This is a genomic window from Pseudofrankia coriaricola (genome assembly GCF_001854805.1).
GTDB lineage: Bacteria > Actinomycetota > Actinomycetes > Frankiales > Frankiaceae > Pseudofrankia.
This window is the reverse complement of the sequence record NZ_MBLO01000210.1, coordinates 168,150-187,759: the sequence shown is the minus strand read 5'-3', so window position 1 is coordinate 187,759 and position 19,610 is coordinate 168,150. Positions and strand designations below refer to the sequence as shown.

Genomic DNA, 19,610 nt, shown 5'->3' with positions numbered 1-19,610 from the left:
TCGAAGTTGTGGCCGTCCGGGGTTACGGTCCGTCCGTTCGTGGTTACGGGTGGGACGCGGCGCGGAGGTCGTGATGTTTCTGCAGGTGATCCAGGGAAGGGTGCCGGACCGCGCAGCGATGCGGGCCCAGCACGAGCGGTGGCTTGCCGACATCGGATCGGGCACGCCTGGCTGGCTGGGCTCGACGGCCGGCATCACCGAGGACGACCGGTTTATCTGTCTCAGCCGGTTCGCCTCGGTTGAGGCACTGGCAAAGCTCTCGGCCCGCTCCGACCACCGGGAATGGTGGGCCAGGACGGAGCGGCTCTTCCTGGGCCCGGTGGTCACCACCGAGTTCGCCGACGCCGTGCTGATGATCGAGGGTGGCTCCGACGACGCGGGCTTCGTGCAGGTCATCCAGGGCCGCACCACCGACCCGTGGCGGCTGCGGTCCCTGGAGAAGGAACTGCTCCGCTACCTTCCGGAGGGCCGGCAGGACATCATCGGCGGTCTGGCCGCGGTTGGCCCGGACGGCCGGTTCGTCCGGGTGTTCTACTTCAGCTCCGAGGAGCTGGCGCGCGCCGGCGAGCATGGCGAACAGCTCCCGGAGATCGAGGAGGTCCTCTTCGACATGCGTGAGCTCACCGGTGAGCCGACGTACCACGACCTGCGCCACCCGTGGCTCGTTTCGCCGCCCTTGGCTCGGGCCGGGCGGTCGGCGGCCGAGGCGACCACCGAGCCCCGGGACACCCGCCGCGCGGCCGGGCACCGCCGCTAGACCTTTCCGGGGGCCTTTCCCGGGATCTTGTGAGGGTGACCGTCGGAGGCAACAGCGTCCCTGACGCGACGGCGGGCCGGGTTCGCGCGCACACCGTGCCCGCTTGCCCCGGCCCGCCGGTACCGTCCTGCCTCGGAACCGTCCTGCCTCGGACTGTGGTCAGTCCTCGGGGATCTCCTCCCACCACTGGCACCACCACGGGCCGCCGACCAGGATCCGCAGCTTCGGGTGCCAGCAGTACGAGATGTCCTTGTCGGTGTCCAGGTAGTACAGGCAGTTGTCGCACCGCTCGTCGCGGTTCGGCTTGCCGCGCAGGATCGCGTCCTCCGCCAGGTGACCGAGCTTGACGCTCAGCTCCTCGTCGATCGGCTTGGGCTCCGGTGCGCCAACCTCGTAGACGGCCTCGGTCATGCCGCTCCTTCTGTCCGTTTCCGTTCGTTCGTCAGTGGACCCCCACCGGCGGTCCGCTGACCTAAGTCGTGTGACCGGGTCTTCATACCCCGGCTACGGCACACCGCCGGATCTGCTCCGAATTCTCTGCCATGCTCGCGCCGGCCTGACAGCCACCCGGCCGAGGTCCAGCTCACAGTGCCGAGCGTGGGCAGGCTGCCCCGTCTCGTCGCGCCGGTCACCCACGGTGGCGGACCGGCCCGGTACCCGCGCCGAGGCTCTGAGGGGTTGAGAGCGAGTGACGGTGATCAGCGCGCGGTGACGGGGTTGGTGAGGGTGCCGACGCCGCCGACGGTGACGGCGACCGTCTGGCCGGGGCGCATCGGGCCGACGCCGGCGGGTGTGCCGGTGAGGAGGACGTCGCCAGGCAGCAGCGTCATCGCGGCCGACATGTAGGCGATCAGCTGCGGGATCGTGTGGATGAGGGCCGCGGTGGTGGAGTTCTGGCGGACCTCGCCGTCGAGGGTGGTGCGGAGGCCGACGTTCGAAGGGTCGAGGTCGGTCTCGATCCACGGGCCGAGCGGGCAGAAGCTGTCGTGGCCCTTGGCTCTGGTCCACTGGCCGTCGGCACTTTGCTGCTCGCGCATCGTGACGTCGTTCGCGCATGTGAATCCGAGCACGACCGACATCGCCCGCTCCTGCGGTACATCGCGGCACAGCCGGCTGATGACGATCGCCAGTTCGCCCTCGTAGTCCATCCGGCTGGTCGGGTCGGGATGGATGATCGGGTCACCGGGGCCGACGACGCTGGTCGACGGTTTGAGGAAGAGGATCGGGCGTTCGGGCGGGGCGTCGCCACCCATCTCCTTCACGTGGTCGGCGTAGTTCTTGCCGACCGCGAGGACCTTGCTCGGCAGCACGGGCGCCAGCAGCCGCACCTCGCCAAGCGGCCGGCGGGCCCCCGTGAACGTGAAAGGCCCGAACGGGTGGGGGGTCAGGGCGGCAATGGTCGCCTCGCCGCGCTCGACCGAGCCCTCCACCACGCCGAAGGCTGGCTCCGAGCCGTCTGTAAACCTAGCGATACGCACGCAGCGACCGTATCGAGCCCATCCACCCGGTCCCCGCAGCCCACCCCCAGGCCGTGCCGGAGCGGCTCTCTCCGGGCCGGTTCGATGCCGGTTCGATCTCCCGACCTGGGAGCGAACCACCCTCGCGGGATGCGGTACAGTAGGCAACGCCCACGCGGGCATCCCATGGGGTATGGGGTAATTGGCAGCCCAACGGATTCTGGTTCCGTTAGTCTAGGTTCGAGTCCTGGTACCCCAGCAAGGCCCTGTTCGCCGATCGTTGATCGGCTCCCCGGGGCCTCGATGTCTGCCCAGGGGGGCGACTCCCTGGAACCCCCGTGTCAGGGGGCTTCGCCCCCCCGACACCCCCCACCGGGGCGGGCGGATGTCGTGTATGGTGTGGGACGTCGCGGGGTGGAGACATACTGCGGCGAGCGCGTGGTAGATGCTTTTAAAAGTCTGGCCCCGTCGTCTAGTGGCCTAGGACGCCGCCCTCTCAAGGCGGTAGCGCCGGTTCGAATCCGGTCGGGGCTACGAGCTGGCCGATGCTGTTCGATGACCTTTGGTCATCTTCCCGTCGGCCGCGATTTTGCTCCGGGGGCCACCCCCGGACTCCCAGTGTCTGGCTTCGCCAGGCTCGGGGGTTGCTTGAGTTGATGACCTTTCGGTCATCTTCCCGTTGGCTGCCATGTTGTTCCGGCGGTCATCCCCGGACGCCCGGTGTCTGGCTTCGACAGGCTCGGGGGTTGCTTGAAGAAGCTTGAAAGCCCGTCAGATCATCCAAGCGATCTGACGGGCTTCTTGCTGTTCGCGATGCCTCCGCGGCCTGCCTGAGCTGGAAAGCCCAGGCAGGCGCGAGTGGCTATGGCGGCTACTTCTCTCCCGGTCCGGTTAGCGGACGACGGTGAGACGGGGGAGGAGGGCGGCGGGGTGCCGGGCCATCGTGCAGGCGCGGCAGCGGCAGGAGGCGGGGCCACCGTGGCCGTGGACGATCTCGATGACCTCGGCCTCGTCGACGTCGTCGACCCGAGGCGAGGCGGCGGCGGTCACGAGGCGCAGGTGGGGACGCGCGGCCGGCTGCTCCGGGAGGACGGGCGCGAGCGCGGGCATCGGGACAGCCTCCGTGGTGCTCGGGCACGGGGCGACGGCGGCGGCTCGCCGGGACGACAGGCAGGCCGGGGCAGACGCGACGGTCAGGGCGACTGGGGGCACGGTGTCCTCCTCGTGGGCAACAACCTGGGACCTGCGACGGTGCTGTCTCGCCGACAGTGACGGGCTTGTGACCCGTACACCGTTGTCCGCGAAACCAGTGGAAGCGAAGGCTTCCCTTGGGGCGCCGACGCGGACCACACTGTCGGTGGCCGCCTTGCGGCGCCATGCTCCGTCTAGCCTGTTCCGGGCTGGTCCTGAGTGCCTAGTCAAAAGTGGACACTGTCGCCATCACACACCACCCTTGACAACCATGGCGGCTACCGGTCGTCTCGGTAGAAACTTGCGCGGATGTCCGCCGCCGGTCCCCCCTTCGGAGAGCGGGCGCGGCGTCGGCATGAGCGGGCGCGCGCCGCGCGGACCAAACACGTCGGTGTCCGGTCTGAGCGTCCCGCCGCCGAGCGTCACCGGCAGGCCGAGAAGCCCAGCCAGACGGATGCGCACAGCAGGGCCGGCCGCGCCGGCGGGTGGGTCGCGAGCCTGGTGCCCCACGGCCACCGGCTGCCGTTCGAGGACTGGACCGCTCGTCACCGGTTGCTGAAGTGGATCCTCGCGCTGCACCTGCCGGCGATCGTCGGCTACGCGCTCCTGCGCGACTTCAGCCTCACGCACGGCCTGGCGGCCGCGAGCCCGTCGCTGCTGCTGTTCGGCGCGGCCGCGCTGCCGGGCGCGCGACGGGTCCGGGCGCTGGCCGCGAGCCTCGGGCTGCTGTGCTGCTCGGTGGTGCTCGTCCACCTCTCGGACGGGCTCGGCCCGATGTACTTCCACTTCTTCGTCGTCGTCGCGCTGATCGCGCTGTACGAGGACTGGTCCGTGTACGTGCTGGCGATCGGGTTCGTCTTCATCTCGAACCTGGTGCTGCGCTACCTGGTCAGCCCGGGCGCGCTCACCGACAACGCCCGGCACAGCGCACTGATGCTGGCCGCGATGCACGCCGGCTTCATCGTCGCGCTCGCCTGCGCCCAGGTCGTCTTCTGGCACTACAACCAAAAGGAGCGCCGCCGGACGGAGCGCTACCGCCACCAGCTCTACGAGGGCCAGCAGAGCCTGATGGCGCGGCTGGAGGAGACCGAGAAGATCCGCACCGACCTGGTCGCCACGGTGTCCCACGAGTTCCGCACGCCGCTGGCCGGCATCCGCGGCAACCTGCTGACGATCCGCCGCCGCCGCCACCGCATGTCCGACGAGCAGTTGGACGTCATGCTCGACTCGGCGCTGAACTCCTCCGAGCGGCTGTCCCGGTTGCTGGAGAACATGCTGACCGCGGCGACCGCGACCGGCATCGACGACAACACCGTCTCCGACCTGCCCGAGGTGGTCCACGAGGCGCTCGGCAGCCTGCGCCACGCCTCCATGGCGGGCGCCGTGGCGGTCGACCTGCCCGAGCACCTGCCGGTGCGGATGTCCCGCCAGGCGCTGCACCAGGTGGTCGCGAACCTGGTCGACAACGCGCTCGTGCACTCCTGGCCGGGGACCCCCGTCCGTCTCATCGCGGGCCGGGTCGGTGACGAGGTCGTGCTGCGGGTCCGCAACCAGGGGCCCGACCTCGACAAGGAGACGATCGACCGGCTGTTCGAGCCGTTCACTCAGCGGGACGGCTCGGCGACGAGGTCGATCGACGGCGCTGGCATGGGCCTGTACGTGGTGCGCCGGCTGGTCGAGGTGCATGGCGGCCGGCTGCGGATGACGGCGGACGGCGGCGAGATCAACGTCGAGGTCGACATGTGGGCCGCCGAGCTGTCGCTGCCCACCAACGACCCGACCCACCTTCCGAACATGCCCGACCTGCCGGGGCTGCGTCCCGAGCGCCTGGCCCAGGACTACCCCCACGACGAGCCCGCGCTGGCCCCCACGCCGCCGCTGGCGGGCCAGCGCCCGCCGCGCTGGGACTGGCCCTCCCACGGGCCCATCCCTGCCGACGCCCCCGCCCCTGGCCGCATCGCCCTGGACGGTGGCGGTGGTCCTGGCCACTCCGCCCCGCTGGGGCGCCGCGTCGCGTCGTCCTGGCGGACACCCGACGACTTCCCCCTGGACCGCTCAGGCTGACACGCCAGCGGCCTGTGGCTGGGGTCCGACAATCACTGTCCTGGCCGCGCCACCACCCGCTGGAGCGTCGGGTCGTTCGGGCCGGCGTGGTTTCGTCCGGGTGCCGGCGTCCCTACCGCCAGCGCCAACGCGGCGGGTCGTCCACACCCGCGAGCGACCTGCCGCCGGGCAGCCGGGTCGGGTCACTGACGTGCCGCACTGGTCGGGATAACAGTCCGGCCCACCCCGGAGACGCGGGGCGGGCCGGACTGTTCAGTTCAGATGGCCAGGGTCAGCCGCTTGACGGGGACGAGGGCGGCGGCGGCGACGCCTTGCAGTCGTAGGCGATGTTCACCCAGCTTGATCGGAGCTGCCGTGAGCCGTTCGCCGGGCTCTGGCCGGTGACGCTGGAGGTGCCGTAGTCGCAGGTCCCCCATGGGTAGCCCACGGCGAAGCCTCTACTCTCCAGCGCGGACTTGGCGTCGGCAACCGACATCCCGACGACGTTGGGCACCGTGACGCAGTCACCGGCGACAACCGCGGAGACCGTGGTGGACCTGTCCGCCCGGGAGCCCGCGGCCGGTGCCTGCGACTGGATCTCCCCGATCGGCGTGTCCGAATCGAAGCACTTCTGCTGCGTCTGCAGTTGGTTGGTGAAACCGGCGTCGGCGACCGCGGCTTGAGCGTCACTCACGTTCTGGCCGATCAGGTTGGGGACGGTCGCGGTCGACGGTGTCGTCGGGGCGGCGCTGGTCGTCGGCGCGCCGGCGGCGGTCGAGTTCGACGGAGAACCGGGCTTCGTCGACGCGCCGGAGGCCGAGGACTTGGGGGTGACCATGACTGTCGTGCCGTTTACAACCGTGGCATACGGCGCCGTGGCCGCCGGGTCGATGATGTTGCCGGAGGTGTCGACGAACGGGGTCGACCTGACGCCCGGCGCGCCGACGGAGGACTCGCTGCCGGTGTCGGTGGCCCCGGACTGGCCGCCGGTCGACGCGGCCAGCGCCCAGCCGCCGGCGCCCGCGATGAGGGCGACGACGAGCGCCGCTCCGGCGGCGATCTTGAGTCGCTGCTGGCGGTTGTTCTGGCTGGGGGGCCGTCCGCCGCCACCTCCGGGCGCGGGCTGGCGCGAGGCGGGAATGGCCGAGATCACCGTGTTGCGGTCGGACTGGGTCGCCCCGGCGCGGCCGGGTACCCGGACCGGCTGGCCGCCGGTCGGCGGCTCGTCATCGTCGTCCCAGCCGCGCCGCGGGCCGCCCGGGCCGGCGCCGGGGACGGGCGGGAGTATGCCCGTCGGCGCGTCGTGGTCGTCGTCCCAGGCGCCGCCGCCGCGCGGCCCGCCGGGGCGGGGCCCCGGCACGGGCGGCATCAGGCCGGTGGCCGCGTCCGGGTTCCAGTCGTCATCGGGGTAGCCCCGGCCGGGTCCGTATGGCGGACCTCCCTGGCCGGCCTCGGCGTGGGCGACCTTCGTCATGCCGAGCGCCGCACCCGCACCCGCACCGGCGGCCGCAGCGGCGGCGGTGCGCCGGCCGCCGGCGCCGGCCATGGCGTCGCCGGCCTCGTTCCGGCGGTCCGGGACGCCGCGCTCCCAGGTGTCCTCGCGACGGTCCCAGTCCCGGTCGTCGTTTCGCCGCCGGTCGTCGTCCAGGTCCAGGTCCAGGTCGCGGTCCCGGTCGCGGCGCAGCGCGGACTCCAGCGCGCGCGCCGCCTCGGCGGCCGTCGGCGGGCGGTGCGCCGGCGACTTGGCCAGCATCGCCGCCAGAACGTCCCACACCGGCCGCGGCACGCCCTTGATGGGCAGCGGCTCCTGCTCGCGATGCGCGGCGAGCATGTCGGCCGGGTTCGCCTCGTCGAATGGCGGCATGCCGGCGAGCAGCTCGTAGAGCACGATGCCGGCGGAGTAGATGTCGACGGCGGGGGTGGGCGGCGTGCTGGTGCCGAGCTCCGGGGCCATGTAGAGCGGTGTGCCGATCGGGCCGGTGGCCGGGGTGCGGCCGCGGGACAGGGTGTCCACCATCCGGGCGATACCGAAGTCGGTGAGCCGGACCGCCGGGCCGTTGCCGCGGCTCTCCAGCAGCACGTTCTCCGGCTTGACGTCGCGGTGCACCACGCCCGCGCCGTGCACGTTGTCGAGTGCCCACAGCACGTCGATGACGATCCGTACGGCCTCGTCGACCGGCAGCGGCGCCTCGTGGCGCAGGTACTCGCGCAGGTCGGTGCCCTCGACGAGCTCCATGACGATCGCCAGCGCGTCCCGCTCGTTGACCAGATCGAGAACGCGTACCAGATCGGGGCTGTCAATGTCGTAGAGGATCTGCCACTCTCGCAGAAACCGGTCGACCACTACCGGGTCGTCGGCGAACTCGGGGCGCAGCATCTTCACGGCGACGGCGGCACCGTCGTCGCGGCGGCTGGCCCGCCACACCTCGCCGGTGGTGCCCTGCCCGAGCAGCTCGTGCAGGACGTACCGCGAGCCGAGTGTGCGCACTGCCAGACTCCCCCTCTACGCGCCGCCCAGCGGGAGGCGGGTGACGGCCACGACGGCGAGGCCGCGGCGGGGCGCGCGGCATGCCCGGTCACGATCTCGCCCGAGCCGCCCGTCCGACCCCCCGAACGACGGCTCGTGTCGGTCCTGGGCGGGTGGCCGGCTGGTCCGGACCGACGCCACAGGGCCGGGTCCGGAGCAGCGGCCGGGGCCAGTGGTCGCCGGCGTGCCACGGCCTGAAATGCCACGACCGTGCGACCACCGACCCTGACGTACCGGCATTGAGACTACCGATATCACCCAGGACGACACGGAAAAGGCTACGCTGTCGCATCCGCGGGTAGTCCGCTGGGGGTAGTCACATGTGACACCCGTGTGTAGCCGGCGATGAGGGACAACCGGTCCGCGGCGGCCGCGACGGTGGCGCCGAACAGCTCGCCCGGAGCACGGGTGAGCCGGCCGTCGGGCCCGGACATGGACAGCGCGGCGATCACGGCGCCGGAGGCACCGCGGACCGGCGCCGACACCGAGGCGAGCCCCGCCTCGCGCTCGCCGGCGCTCTGCGCCCAGCCGCGGGCGCGCACCTCGGCCAGCACCGCCTCGTCGAACACCGAGCCGGCCGGGACACCTCCGGTTCGCGGTCCCTGGCCGGGCGCCTCGCCACCGCCCGCATCGTCGCCGGAGACGAAGGCGAGCAGCACTTGGGCGCCGGACCCGGCCGTCATCGGCAGGATGGCGCCGACCGGGACCGTGTCCCGCAGCCCGCTGCCGCTCTCGGCGGCCGCGACGCACACCCGCTCGGCGCCACGGCGCACGTAGAGCTGGGTGCTTTCCCCGGTGGCGTCCCGCAGCTCCGCGAGCACCGTCGGGGCGGCCTGCAGTACCTGCCAGGGCAGCGGCCACAGCGCGGCGGTCGCCGACCCCGCGGCCAGGCGCGGCCCGGCGACGAACCGCCCGTCCGCGTCCCGCCCGACCAGCCGATGCGTCTGCAGCGCCATCGCGAGCCGGTGCGCGGTGGCGCGGCTGAGCCCGGTGCGCGCCACCAGCTCGCCGAGCGACATGGGGCCCGCCTCGACGGCCGAGAGCACCAGCGCCGCCTTGTCCAGCACGCCGACCCCGCTGGTCACCTCCTGGGTGCCGATGCCGTCGGCGCCGGTGAGGCTGTCCGCGCCGAGCCCAGGGGTGCCGACGGCCAGGCCCGGAGAGGGGATACGCTGTTCCATACGTTGATACTGCCATCCCAATCGCTGAGACGGCGACCCTCGAACGGCCACTTTCGAACGGTGACTTTCGAACGGTGACTTTCGAACGGAAGCGCCGAGGGTGCCGTCTCAGGGCGAGACGGCTGGGCTGGCCGGCGGCGGGACACAGCACTGCGACGACACAGCACTGCGACATTGTCAGAGAAGGAGTGGGCCAATGGGGCGCACACTCGCGGAGAAGGTCTGGGACGCGCACGTCGTGCGACGTGCCGACGGTGAGCCCGATCTGCTGTACATCGACCTGCATCTTGTGCATGAGGTCACCTCGCCGCAGGCGTTCGAGGCGCTGCGGCTCGCCGGCCGGCCCGTCCGCCGGCCGGACCTGACCATCGCGACCGAGGACCACAACGTCCCGACCACCGACACGCTGCTGCCGATCGCGGACCCGGTCTCCCGCGCCCAGGTCGAGGCGCTGCGCAAGAACGCCGCCGACTTCGGCGTCCGGCTGCACCCGATGAACGACCCCGGCCAGGGCATCGTGCACGTCGTCGGCCCCCAGCTGGGCCTGACCCAGCCGGGCATGACGGTCGTCTGCGGCGACAGCCACACCGCCACCCACGGCGCGTTCGGGGCGCTCGCGTTCGGCATCGGCACGAGCCAGGTGGAGCACGTGCTGGCCACCCAGACGCTGCCGCAGGGCCGCCCGAAGACCATGGCGATCACGGTCGACGGCGCGCTGCCCGAGGGCGTCACCGCCAAGGACCTGATCCTGGCGATCATCGCCGAGATCGGCACCGGCGGCGGGCAGGGCTACGTCCTGGAGTACCGGGGCGAGGCGGTCCGGTCGCTGTCGATGGAAGGCCGGATGACGGTCTGCAACATGTCGATCGAGGCGGGCGCCCGCGCGGGCATGATCGCTCCCGACGAGACGACGTTCGAGTTCCTGAAGGGCCGCCCCCACGCGCCGAAGGGCTCCGCGGCGGAGCACGGCCGAGACACAGACTGGGACGCGGCGGTCGCCTACTGGAAGACGCTGGCGACCGACGAGGACGCGGTGTTCGACCGGGAGGTGGTCATCGACGCGAGCACGCTCACGCCGTTCGTCACCTGGGGAACCAACCCCGGCCAGGGCGTCCCGCTGGATGCCTCCGTGCCGGACCCGGCCTCGTTCGCCGACCCTGGCGCCCGGGCGGCCGCTGAGCGCGCGCTGGCCTACATGGGCCTCACCGCCGGCACCCCGCTGCGCGAGATCGCCGTCGACACGGTGTTCATCGGCTCATGCACGAATGGTCGGCTTTCCGACCTGCGGGCCGCCGCCGACATCCTGCGCGGCCGCAAGGTCGCCGCCGGCCTGCGAGTGCTTGTCGTCCCCGGCTCGATGCAGGTCAAGGCGGACGCCGAGGCCGAGGGCCTGGACGAGGTGTTCCGCGCCTCCGGAGCCGAGTGGCGCAGCGCGGGCTGCTCCATGTGCCTCGGGATGAACCCGGACACGCTTAAGCCGGGGGAGCGCAGCGCGTCGACCTCGAACCGCAACTTCGAGGGCCGGCAGGGCCAGGGCGGCCGGACCCACCTGGTCTCGCCCGAGGTCGCCGCCGCGACCGCCGTCACCGGCCGGTTCGCCGCTCCCGCCGACCTGTGACATTGGTTCGCTGTGTCTCTGGTTCGCTCCGTCCGGGCACCGCGCTCCGGCCCCTCACTCGCTTCGCTCCCGAGGGACCTCCGCGCGACGGGGTTCCTGCCGGATTGGCGGAGCTTGCGGAGCCAATCTGGGAGGTCCGCCTCCTCCGCTCACGGGCGCTCCGGCGACCTCGCTGCGGCCCAACCCACGTCGCTTCGCTCGTGGGCTGGGCCTCCGCGAGGTGCGCCTCCGCGCCGCGGGGTCACCCACCACTGCACGTCACCAGGCCACAGCGGGTCCTGTCCGGGAGCCCTTCGCCTCGCGCGTGGGCCGGGCCTCCGCGAGGCGCGCCTCCGGGCCAGCTCGCTTACGTGCCGCTGAACGTCACGACCTGAACAACTTCTCAGACCTCGTCAGGAAGGGAGAGCGCCCGATGGAGGCGTTCACCACGCACACCGGCCGGGCGGTGCCGCTGCGGCGCAGCGACGTCGACACCGATCAGATCATCCCCAGCGACTGGCTCAAGCGCATCGAGCGGACCGGTTTCGGCGCGGGCCTGTTCTCCGAGTGGCGGACCGACCCGTCGTTCGTGCTCAACAACCAGGCCTACGCCGGCGCCACGATCCTGCTGGCCGGGCCGAACTTCGGCTCCGGCTCCTCCCGTGAGCACGCCGTCTGGGCGCTGCAGGACCATGGCTTCCGCGCCGTGATCGCGCCGAAGTTCGCCGACATCTTCCGTGGCAACTCGCTGGGCAACGGCCTGCTGACGGTCGTCCTGCCGGCCGAGACCGTCGACGCGCTGCTCCTGGCCGTCGAGGATGACCCGGCGACGGAGATCACCGTCGACCTCGGGGCCCGCGAGGTCCGCGGCGCGGGCATCGTCGCGCCGTTCGAGCTGGACGATTTCACCCGTTGGCGCCTCATGGAGGGCCTTGACGACGTCGGCCTCACCCTCCGCCACGCCGATGCCATCACAGCCTTCGAGCAGACCCGCCCGTCCTGGCTTCCCACCACGGCGTCGGCCTGATCCTCCGCGTCGAGTGGCGCGAGGGGTCCCCGTCGGATCGGCGGGGAAGCGGAGGCCTGGTCCCCGCCGCCCGGTGGGCGGTGGGGACCAGGCCGTCTCGGGAAGGGCTCCCGGTAAGGCGGGGTTTCTGGCCCGGCGGTGCCGTTCTGGCCGAGCGCGCCGAAGGAACTGGCGATCCGGGTGTCGGGCCGCGGACAGGGTGGGCAGTGACGCTGACCCCGCCGCCAATGCCTCGCGCTGCGCGCTCAGGGATGAACGGGGCCGCGTCGGTCGCGGCGGCGGGCGACCAAACGGTAACAGAACGTCTGAAACGGCTCGAAAATCGGCGGGTTGATTGTGCTGATCGTGTTCGACTGTGCGCCGCAACAGAAGAGAGTGATCCGGTCGCCGATTGTCTCGAACCCGCTGACGTGCGGGTTTGTGTGACGCGACACGCTTCTGGGAATTGCCCTCGACAGTAGAGATGCCTACGGTGCAGCGCAGTGTGATGCCCGATCTGCTCCCCACCCCGCACCCGCGGGGGGTGTCCGGAGGTTGTTGTGAACAAGTCCCAGTTGGTTGACCGCATTGCTCAGCAGATCGAAGGCGGCCGGTCGAACGCGACCAAGGCCGTCGACGCGGTGTTCCACGCGATCCAGGAGGCCGTCTCCGCCGGCGAGAAGGTGACGATCACCGGCTTCGGGGTCTTCGAGCGGGTGGAGCGTGCCGAGCGGACCGGACGCAACCCCGCGACCGGCGAACCGGTTCACGTCCCCGCGTCGGTGGTGCCGAAGTTCCGCCCGGGCTCGGACTTCAAGTCCAGCGTCTCGTCCAACGACTAGGCCGCGTCTGACGGCCTCCGGCCACGCGAGGCTTCGCCATCATCGCCGCAGGGGTCCCCGGAAGACCGGCGCCAGCCGGTCTTCCGGGGGGAGCGACTTCGGCTAGCTCCTAGCCCGAGCGGGCCGCGTCGGCCCGCCGTGTTTCACCTCCGGAAAGGCGGCGAAAACGGCGGGCCGCGCCGCGCCGAGGGGTCTCCGTCCCGGCTCAGGCGCGGCGCAGTGCCCAGGCGGCGAGATCGGCCTGGTAGTCCGAGAGACGGTTCTCCTGGGGCCCGGTGACGCGGCGCTCCCAGCGGCCGTCCTGCGCGAGGTCCCAGACGGACACGTCGGGCGAGAACGCGTAGTCGAGCATCCGGCGCAGGGCCCTCCGGTTGTCGGCCTGTGTCACCCGGACCAACGCCTCGACCCGGCGGTCCAGGTTGCGGTGCATCATGTCCGCGCTGCCGATCCAGACCTCGTCCAGCGAGGTGAAGTCGAGGACCCGGCTGTGCTCGAGGTAGCGGCCGAGGACCGAGCGCACCAGCACGGTCTCTGACAGGCCGGGCACTCCGGGACGCAGCGCGCAGATGCCGCGCACCAGGCAACGTACCGGCACGCCATCCCGGGATGCCCGGTAGAGAGCGTCAATGATCTGTTCGTCGACGAGGCTGTTCACCTTGATCCGGACCCCGGAGGGCTCGCCGGCCCTGGCCGCGGCCGCCTCCCGCTCGATCCGTTCGATGATGCCGTCGCGCATGCGCTCGGGGGCGACCAGCAGCGACCGGTACACCGTCTGGCGGCTGTAGCCGGTGAGCACGTTGAACAGGTCGGTCAGGTCCGCGCCGACCTCTTCGTCCGCCGTCAGCAGGCCCAGGTCCTCGTAGAGCCTGGCCGTCTTCGGGTTGTAGTTGCCGGTGCCGACGTGGCAGTAGCGGCGTAGCCCGTCCTCCTCCTGGCGGACGACCAGGCAGGTCTTGGTGTGCGTCTTCAGCCCGATCAGGCCGTAGACGACGTGGCAGCCCGCACGCTCCAGCTCACGTGCCCACCGGATGTTGGCGGTCTCGTCGAACCTCGCCTTGATCTCGACGAGCACGACCACCTGCTTGCCCGCCTCGGCCGCCGCGATCAGCGCGTCCACGATCGGGGAGTCGCCGGAGGTCCGGTACAGCGTCTGCTTGATCGCCAGCACCCGCGGGTCAGCCGCGGCCTGCTCGATGAAGCGCTGGACGGAGGTGGTGAACGAGTCGTACGGGTGGTGGACGAGCACGTCGCGCTCGCGCAGCACCGTGAAGAAGTCCGCAGCCTCGCCCGCCTCGGTGACCAGGCTCGGGTGGGTCACCGGGACCCGCGGCGGGAACTTCAGCTCCGGCCGGTCGAGGTCGAACAGCGCCCACAGCACGGACAGGTCGAGCAGGCCGTGCACCAGGTGCACGTCACGGCGCAGGACCTCCAGCTCGCGGCAGAGCATCTTCAGCAGGCCGTCGTCGATGTCCGCGTCCACCTCGAGCCGCACCGCCGGGCCGAAGCGGCGGCGGGCGAGCTCGCGCTCCAACGCCTGCAGCAGGTCCTCCGCCTCGTCCTCCTCGACCTCGAGGTCGGCGTTGCGGGTCACCCGGAACATGTGGGAGTCGACCACCTCCATGCCCGGGAACAGCTGGGACAGATGGGCGGCGATCACCTCCTCCAACGGCACGAAGCACGCGTAGCGGTCGGGCTCCGGCTCGCCTGCGCCGCCCTCGACACCGTTGCCCGCGCCGTCCAGGCCGGCCGTCTCGTCGCCGGCGGCGTCCTCGGGGGAGAGGTCCACCCGGATCAGCCGGGGAACGTTCTGCGGCACCTTGACGCGGGCGAAGCGCTCGGCCTCGTCGCCCGGGTCCCGCACCGTCACCGCGAGGTTGAGCGACAGGCCGCTGATGTACGGGAACGGGTGCGCGGGGTCGACGGCGAGCGGGGTGAGCACCGGGAAGATCTGGTCGTGGAAGAACTCGTGCAGGCGCTGCTGCTGCTTGGTGGTCAGCTGGTGCCAGAACCGGATGCTGATGCCCGCGTGTACCAGCGAGGGCAGCACCTCGTCGGTGAAGCAGCGGATCGCGCGGTCGGTGAGCTGGGCGGTCTTGCCGCTGATCAGGTCCAGCTGCGCCCGGGGGGTCAGCCCGTCGGCGGAGCGGACGGTGAGCCCGGTCGCCTCCCGCCGCATCAGCCCGGCAACCCGGACCATGTAGAACTCGTCCAGGTTGCTCGCGAAGATCGCGAGGAACTTGGCCCGCTCCAGCAGCGGAGTGCTCACATCCTCCGCGAGCGCCAGCACACGCGCGTTGAAGTCCAGCCAGGACGTCTCACGGTTGATGAACCGGTCATCCGGGAGGTCGGAGGGCAGCGGGGGCCTGGGCGCCTCCAGCGGCTCAAGCAGGCCACTGCGGGGCTTGCGCCGCTGCTGATCTGAACCCTGCTCAGACTGGGTACCGGACCTCGTCACCACCAGCTCAGCCATGCCAGCGATGGTGCCAGCCCGAGGTGAACTCGGCAGCCGATCCCGATGTCCTGCATCGGTCGTCACTCGGCGCGCCCGCCGTGGTGCGTACGGCGCTCGCTGTCCGGATGACGTCTGTTCCGGATCACGTCTGTTAATGAGCGGGAAACACTTTGGGCGGACCATCGGTTGCGAGCGGGTTACCAAACGACTCACTCTGCAGGCTGACGAGTGTCGCCCTCCCGGGGCGAGAGCGGCGGGCGGGTGGCCGCTCGCGCTGGCGGCGGCACGTCCGTCAGCGAGGGTCTCCGGGCCGCCGCGGTCCACGGGAGACGCCGTCGGCCACCTGTGCGCTGGCCCCGAGGCCGGACGCCCGCCGGTATTCCCCTAGCGTGGGTGCGACGGCCGGGCCTGGGAGAGCCGAAGCGTCGATCCGGCTCGCCGGCCGACGAGGCGGGCGGAGGCAGCCGGGCGGTAGTTGGGTGTCGCCGCGTCTGGGCCCGGCGGGGGAGGGATGGGTGCGCTGACCGTGCAGGACCTGCTGTCCCGGCCACGCCCCGTCGTCCCTTCCGCCCAGGGCTCCTCGGTGGACGGCGGCCACGCCACGCCGGCCGAGCACCCGGGCGCCGGCCAGCCGAGCGCCGGCCAGCCGGGCATCGATGGTGATCTGCTGGGCAGACCCGCGGTCGACGCCGGCGCGGAGGCCCTGGCGGCGGCCGGGCGGGTGACCTACCGGATCCGCCAGCGGCTTCGCTACAGCTACGACGGCCCCGCGCGTGATCTGGCGCACCGCCTGGTCGTGCTGCCGCCGCGCCGCCACGGCGACCAGACCGCCCGGCACGGGGAGCTGGCCGTCTCGGCGGCCGCGGCGTCGGTCCGCTGGGAACGCGGGCCCGACGGGGCGCGGACCGCGACCGTCTTCCTCGACGAGGTGCCCACCGTTCTCGACTTCGACGTCACGGCGATCGTCGAACGCGGCCCGTCCGCCGGCTGGCCGGCGCTGCCCGCGTCCGCGCTCACCGGCCGGCGGCTGCACACGCCGACGCCGCTGACCACCCCGGACGAGACGCTCACCGCTGTCGCGAGCCGGCTCACCGGCCCGGATCCGCTGACCACCGCGCGTCGGTGCTGCGCATGGGTGTTCGAGAACATCGCGTACCGCCCGGGCACGACCCACGTCGGGACGACAGCCGCGCAGGCGGTCGCCGGCGGCGCGGGCGTCTGCCAGGACCAGGCGCACGTGATGATCGCGTTGTGCCGGGCGGCGGGCCTTCCGGCCCGGTATGTGCTCGGCCATCTCGTCGGTGACGGTGAGTCACACGCCTGGGTCGAGGTGGTCCTGCCCGATGGCTGGGCGCCGCCTCCGCCCGGCCCGTCGACGCCGGGCCGGGGCCGGGCGGCCTGGGCGGCGCCCGGCGGCGCGGGCGCCGTGGCGGTGGCGCTCGACCCATGCCACAACCGGCTCGCCGACCGCCGGTACGTGACCATCGCGGCCGGCCGGGACTACCACGACGTCATGCCGACCTCCGGCGCGTACCGAGGCACCGGCCGGGGTGTCCTCGCCGCGAGCCAGCGTGTCGACGTCATCGACCTGGGCGAGGGCTGAGCGCCCCACCGCCCGGAGCAAGACGCCGGCGCCCGCGGCCGGACGCCTCCCAGAGGCGCCTCCCACGGACGCCTCTCACGGGGGTCCGTGGGGGCGGCCGGAAGTGGATCACGACCGTCGGCGTGTCGCGACACGCCGGTGGTGACCCGCGGCGGCCCTCACCACGAATCCGCTCCCCAGCCGCCGCCAGCCTGCCCACTCCGGTCTCCGCCGGCTTCCGGCGGCCCGCGCGATGGCCCACTTGATCGCCACTTCGGCGACTGGTCGTGATTCATTCGCCACTCGATGCAGTGTTCCGCCGCAGTGCGGATACGGTGCGTGTCAAAGTGTGCGCGGGTTGGATGCACGACTGGCATGACTGTCCGTCGGTCTGACCTGTCCTCAGCGGGATCGCGGCTGGGACAGGCGGCGGGCACCCGGCCCAGGGACACCGTTCGGAGGCGCGCCCGTGCGGGCGCGCCTGGCTCGAGCGCGCGCAGGTGGCGGGGCCGGGCGCGGCGGGCACCGCGCGGTGCGGGAGAGGGAGGCGGCTCAGGCCGTGACAGACATCGACGCCGTGAGCCGGTCGGCGGCCGCGGGCAGCCCCCTGGGCGCGCCTGGCCCGCTGGGCATCGGCGGCCCGCTGGGCCCGGGCGGAGTCCTCGCCACCGGCATGCCAGCCGGCCGGCATGCGCCGCCCCGACGCCCCGCCGGGCCGGCGCCGACCGTCTCGGTTCCGGCGCGGCCGGCCTCCCTGGTGCCGCTGCTCGCGGCGCTGGTCGCCGGGCTCGCGCGGGTCGTCACTGACGACGGCGCCGTGACGATCGTCGAGGCCGGCGCCGCTGGCGCGGGTGTCGCCGCGACCGGAGTCGCGGGCTGGTCGCTGTGGAGGGCGACGGCTCCCGACCGCGGCTGGCTCGGGCGCCTGACGATGGCGCTCGCGGGCTGGACCGTCCTGCAGGCCGTCGGCGTGGGGCTGGGCCCCGCGCCCGCGTCGGGGCTCGCGCGGGCGGCGGTGGCGGCCGGGGCGCTCGCGGCGCCGCTGCTGGCCGCCGCCGCCCTCGTCGCCCTGCCGAGGCCGTTCCCGCCCGGCCTCGCCGTGGCCCGCGGCCTGGGCGAGGGCGTCAAACAGGCAGGGAAGCGGGCCGCGCAGGCCGAGGGAGGCCTCGCCGGGAAGGTCACGGGGGCGACCCTGGGCGCCCGGCTGGCGGAGGCGCTCGTGACCGTGCGCCACCACGGCTGGGACGAGGCTGGTTTCGACGTGCACTACCAGCCGATAGTGCGGCTCGTGGACGGCGCCGTGGTCGGGCTGGAGGCGCTGGCGCGCTGGACCGAACCGGGGCGCGGCCCGGTGTCGCCGCTGACGTTCGTGGCCGCCGCCGAGGACGGGGGCCTGGTGGGGACGCTCGACGAGCTCGTGCTGGGCAGGGCCTGTGCCGAGGTCGCCGCGGTGCTGCCGGCGGCGCGCGGCATCCCGGCGACCCGGCTGCATGTCAACGTCTCCGCGTCGCGGCTCGCCGACCCCGCGTTGCCCGACGTGTTCGCCAGAGCCTTCGGCGCCAGTGGCCTCGACCCGCGCCGGCTCGTCGTCGAGATCACCGAGACGTTCCGGATCGCCGACCTGGCCGTCGCCGCGCGGGTGCTGGAGGCCATCCGCGCGCTCGGGCCGAGCATCGCGGTGGACGACGTCGGCGCGGGGCACACGAACCTCGCGGCGCTGCACGAGCTGCCGGTCGACGTCGTGAAGCTCGACCGGTGCCTGATCGAGAACCCGCTCGGCCCGGGGCGGGCCTCGCGGCTCGGGCGGTCGGTGATCACGGTCGCGCGCTCGCTGGGCGCCGTGGTGGTCGCGGAGGGTATCGAGCGGCGGGCGCAGCGCGCCGACCTCGCCCTGCTCGGCTGCGAGCTGGGACAGGGCTACCTGTTCGCCCGCCCGGCGCCGCTGGCGACGCTCGCACCGCTGCTGGCGGCCGCCGCGCCCGTGGCGCCGCTGGCTGGCTCGGCGGTCGGCGCGTATTTGAGCTCGTGAGGGCTGGCGGGCCTGGACGGCCGCCAGCGGCGAACTCTCCTTGCTGGGCGAGACGTTCCTCGACCGGGTTCGCCTTGTTCCGGGTTGGGTGGTGGGCGCGCTGGCATTTGCGGCCTGGACGGCCGCCGTCGCCGGCCTCTACCTGTGCCGTCGCCGGCCTCTACCGCACGGTGAGGTCAGCCGGCGTTCGCCGCCGCCGTGGCGAGCGCGGCGCTGGTCGCCGGGCCTACGCCCAGCAGCCGCGCCGCCGCGAGGTCCGCGACCGTGTCGACATCGCGGCGCAGACCGGGAACCGTGGCCGCGAGCCCGCCGGTCAGGTCGACGGCGCCCGACCGCAGGTGCAGCGCGTGGCTGTCCTCGCCGAACCGGGGGAGCAGCTCGCTGCCTGGCGCCGCGCACAGCAGGACGGTGCCCGTTCCGGCGGCATCGGCGAGGACCGCGCGGCCGGTGGGCGGCGCCGCCAGCAGCGCGGCGCGCAGCTCGGCCGGCCGCAGCGCGGCGAGGTCGGCCGACATCGCGGCGATGCCATGCCCCGGCCAGCGCCGCGTGGCGATCCTGGCGCCGTGCCGCAGCGCCGCGTTGAGCCCCAGGTCGGGCAGGTCGGGCACGGCCAGCACCGGTGCCAGGCCTCCGTGGCCCTGGCCCTCGGGGCCGTCTCCCGCGAGGTCACCGCCGTCCGCGGCGTGAGTCGTGATCGCGGCGCTCGCCGCCGGGTCGTTGGTCACCAGCAGCACGCCTGTCACGACGTCACGACCGACGGCCGCCGCCGCCGCGGCGGTGTCGGTCGCCATCGCGAGCGCGAGCAGCGCCCGGCCCGGGTGCTCCAGGCGGCTCTTGGCCGCGCCCAGCCGCTTCAACGGCAGCACGACGATCCACCCCTTGGGTCGCCCGCCCGCCACGACCCGACCATATGGGCTTGTCTGGCGTGACGAGACGTCGAGACCAC

The 19,610-nt window shown here is 72.8% G+C and carries 14 protein-coding genes and 2 tRNA genes; 9 read left to right on the top strand and 7 right to left on the bottom strand.

The genetic code is table 11. From position 1 onward, the window contains the following. Nucleotides 1–73 precede the first annotated feature (73 nt). On the top strand, nt 74–757 hold the full coding sequence (locus BCD48_RS23915) for a hypothetical protein (RefSeq protein ID WP_083419109.1): 684 nt from the start codon (nt 74–76) through the stop codon (nt 755–757). Between the two features lie 159 nt (nt 758–916). Here BCD48_RS23915 and BCD48_RS23910 read toward each other — a convergent pair whose 3' ends face one another. Continuing rightward, a complete protein-coding gene (locus BCD48_RS23910; protein WP_071050597.1) occupies nt 917–1,168 on the bottom strand; it encodes a hypothetical protein in 252 nt (83 codons plus the stop codon). 287 nt (nt 1,169–1,455) lie between these two features. Beyond that, on the bottom strand, nt 1,456–2,235 hold the full coding sequence (locus tag BCD48_RS23905) for a fumarylacetoacetate hydrolase family protein (RefSeq protein ID WP_071050596.1): 780 nt from the start codon (nt 2,233–2,235) through the stop codon (nt 1,456–1,458). A gap of 166 nt (nt 2,236–2,401) precedes the next feature. On the opposite strand from BCD48_RS23905, the gene BCD48_RS23900 reads away from it, so the two are divergent. Beyond that, nucleotides 2,402–2,473 (top strand) — tRNA-Gln (locus tag BCD48_RS23900). A gap of 202 nt (nt 2,474–2,675) precedes the next feature. After that, a tRNA-Glu gene (locus BCD48_RS23895) sits at nt 2,676–2,748 on the top strand. 357 nt (nt 2,749–3,105) lie between these two features. Here BCD48_RS23895 and BCD48_RS23890 read toward each other — a convergent pair. After that, nucleotides 3,106–3,426, bottom strand: a complete 321-nt coding sequence (locus BCD48_RS23890) for a hypothetical protein (protein WP_071050595.1) — start codon at nt 3,424–3,426, stop codon at nt 3,106–3,108. Nucleotides 3,427–3,714: 288 nt separating this feature from the next. On the opposite strand from BCD48_RS23890, the gene BCD48_RS23885 reads away from it, so the two are divergent. After that, nucleotides 3,715–5,469: a sensor histidine kinase gene (locus BCD48_RS23885; RefSeq protein WP_071050594.1), complete on the top strand. Its 1,755-nt coding sequence runs from the start codon at nt 3,715–3,717 to the stop codon at nt 5,467–5,469. Nucleotides 5,470–5,740: 271 nt separating this feature from the next. Here BCD48_RS23885 and BCD48_RS23880 read toward each other — a convergent pair whose 3' ends face one another. Beyond that, entirely contained in the window at nt 5,741–7,936 is a 2,196-nt protein-coding gene (locus tag BCD48_RS23880) for a serine/threonine-protein kinase (RefSeq protein ID WP_071050593.1), read from the bottom strand. A 317-nt stretch (nt 7,937–8,253) separates the two neighbouring features. Next, on the bottom strand, nt 8,254–9,156 hold the full coding sequence (locus BCD48_RS23875; RefSeq protein ID WP_083419094.1) for an IclR family transcriptional regulator: 903 nt from the start codon (nt 9,154–9,156) through the stop codon (nt 8,254–8,256). Between the two features lie 196 nt (nt 9,157–9,352). On the opposite strand from BCD48_RS23875, the gene leuC reads away from it, so the two are divergent. The 3 genes from leuC to BCD48_RS23860 all read left to right on the top strand — a co-directional run bounded on the left by leuC (nt 9,353) and on the right by BCD48_RS23860 (nt 12,601). Beyond that, nucleotides 9,353–10,774 (top strand): 3-isopropylmalate dehydratase large subunit, encoded by a 1,422-nt coding sequence (gene leuC, locus BCD48_RS23870; protein ID WP_071050592.1) that lies wholly within the window; start codon nt 9,353–9,355, stop codon nt 10,772–10,774. A gap of 412 nt (nt 10,775–11,186) precedes the next feature. Then, on the top strand, nt 11,187–11,780 hold the full coding sequence (gene leuD, locus BCD48_RS23865) for a 3-isopropylmalate dehydratase small subunit (RefSeq protein ID WP_071050591.1): 594 nt from the start codon (nt 11,187–11,189) through the stop codon (nt 11,778–11,780). A 539-nt stretch (nt 11,781–12,319) separates the two neighbouring features. Beyond that, entirely contained in the window at nt 12,320–12,601 is a 282-nt protein-coding gene (locus BCD48_RS23860; protein WP_071050590.1) for an HU family DNA-binding protein, read from the top strand. 205 nt (nt 12,602–12,806) lie between these two features. On the opposite strand, the gene BCD48_RS23855 is transcribed toward BCD48_RS23860, so the two are convergent. Then, on the bottom strand, nt 12,807–15,071 hold the full coding sequence (locus BCD48_RS23855) for an RNA degradosome polyphosphate kinase (protein WP_071050589.1): 2,265 nt from the start codon (nt 15,069–15,071) through the stop codon (nt 12,807–12,809). 493 nt (nt 15,072–15,564) lie between these two features. Between BCD48_RS23855 and BCD48_RS23850 the strand changes: the two genes are divergently transcribed. After that, a complete protein-coding gene (locus BCD48_RS23850) occupies nt 15,565–16,656 on the top strand; it encodes a transglutaminase family protein (RefSeq protein WP_083419093.1) in 1,092 nt (363 codons plus the stop codon). A gap of 538 nt (nt 16,657–17,194) precedes the next feature. Continuing rightward, the gene (locus BCD48_RS23845; RefSeq protein WP_071050588.1) at nt 17,195–18,664 is read left to right on the top strand and encodes an EAL domain-containing protein; all 1,470 of its coding nucleotides are present in this window, start codon (nt 17,195–17,197) and stop codon (nt 18,662–18,664) included. A 176-nt stretch (nt 18,665–18,840) separates the two neighbouring features. On the opposite strand, the gene cofC is transcribed toward BCD48_RS23845, so the two are convergent. Beyond that, complete coding sequence (gene cofC, locus BCD48_RS23840) at nt 18,841–19,563, bottom strand: 2-phospho-L-lactate guanylyltransferase (protein WP_071050587.1); 723 nt, start codon at nt 19,561–19,563, stop codon at nt 18,841–18,843. Nucleotides 19,564–19,610: the final 47 nt, after the last annotated feature.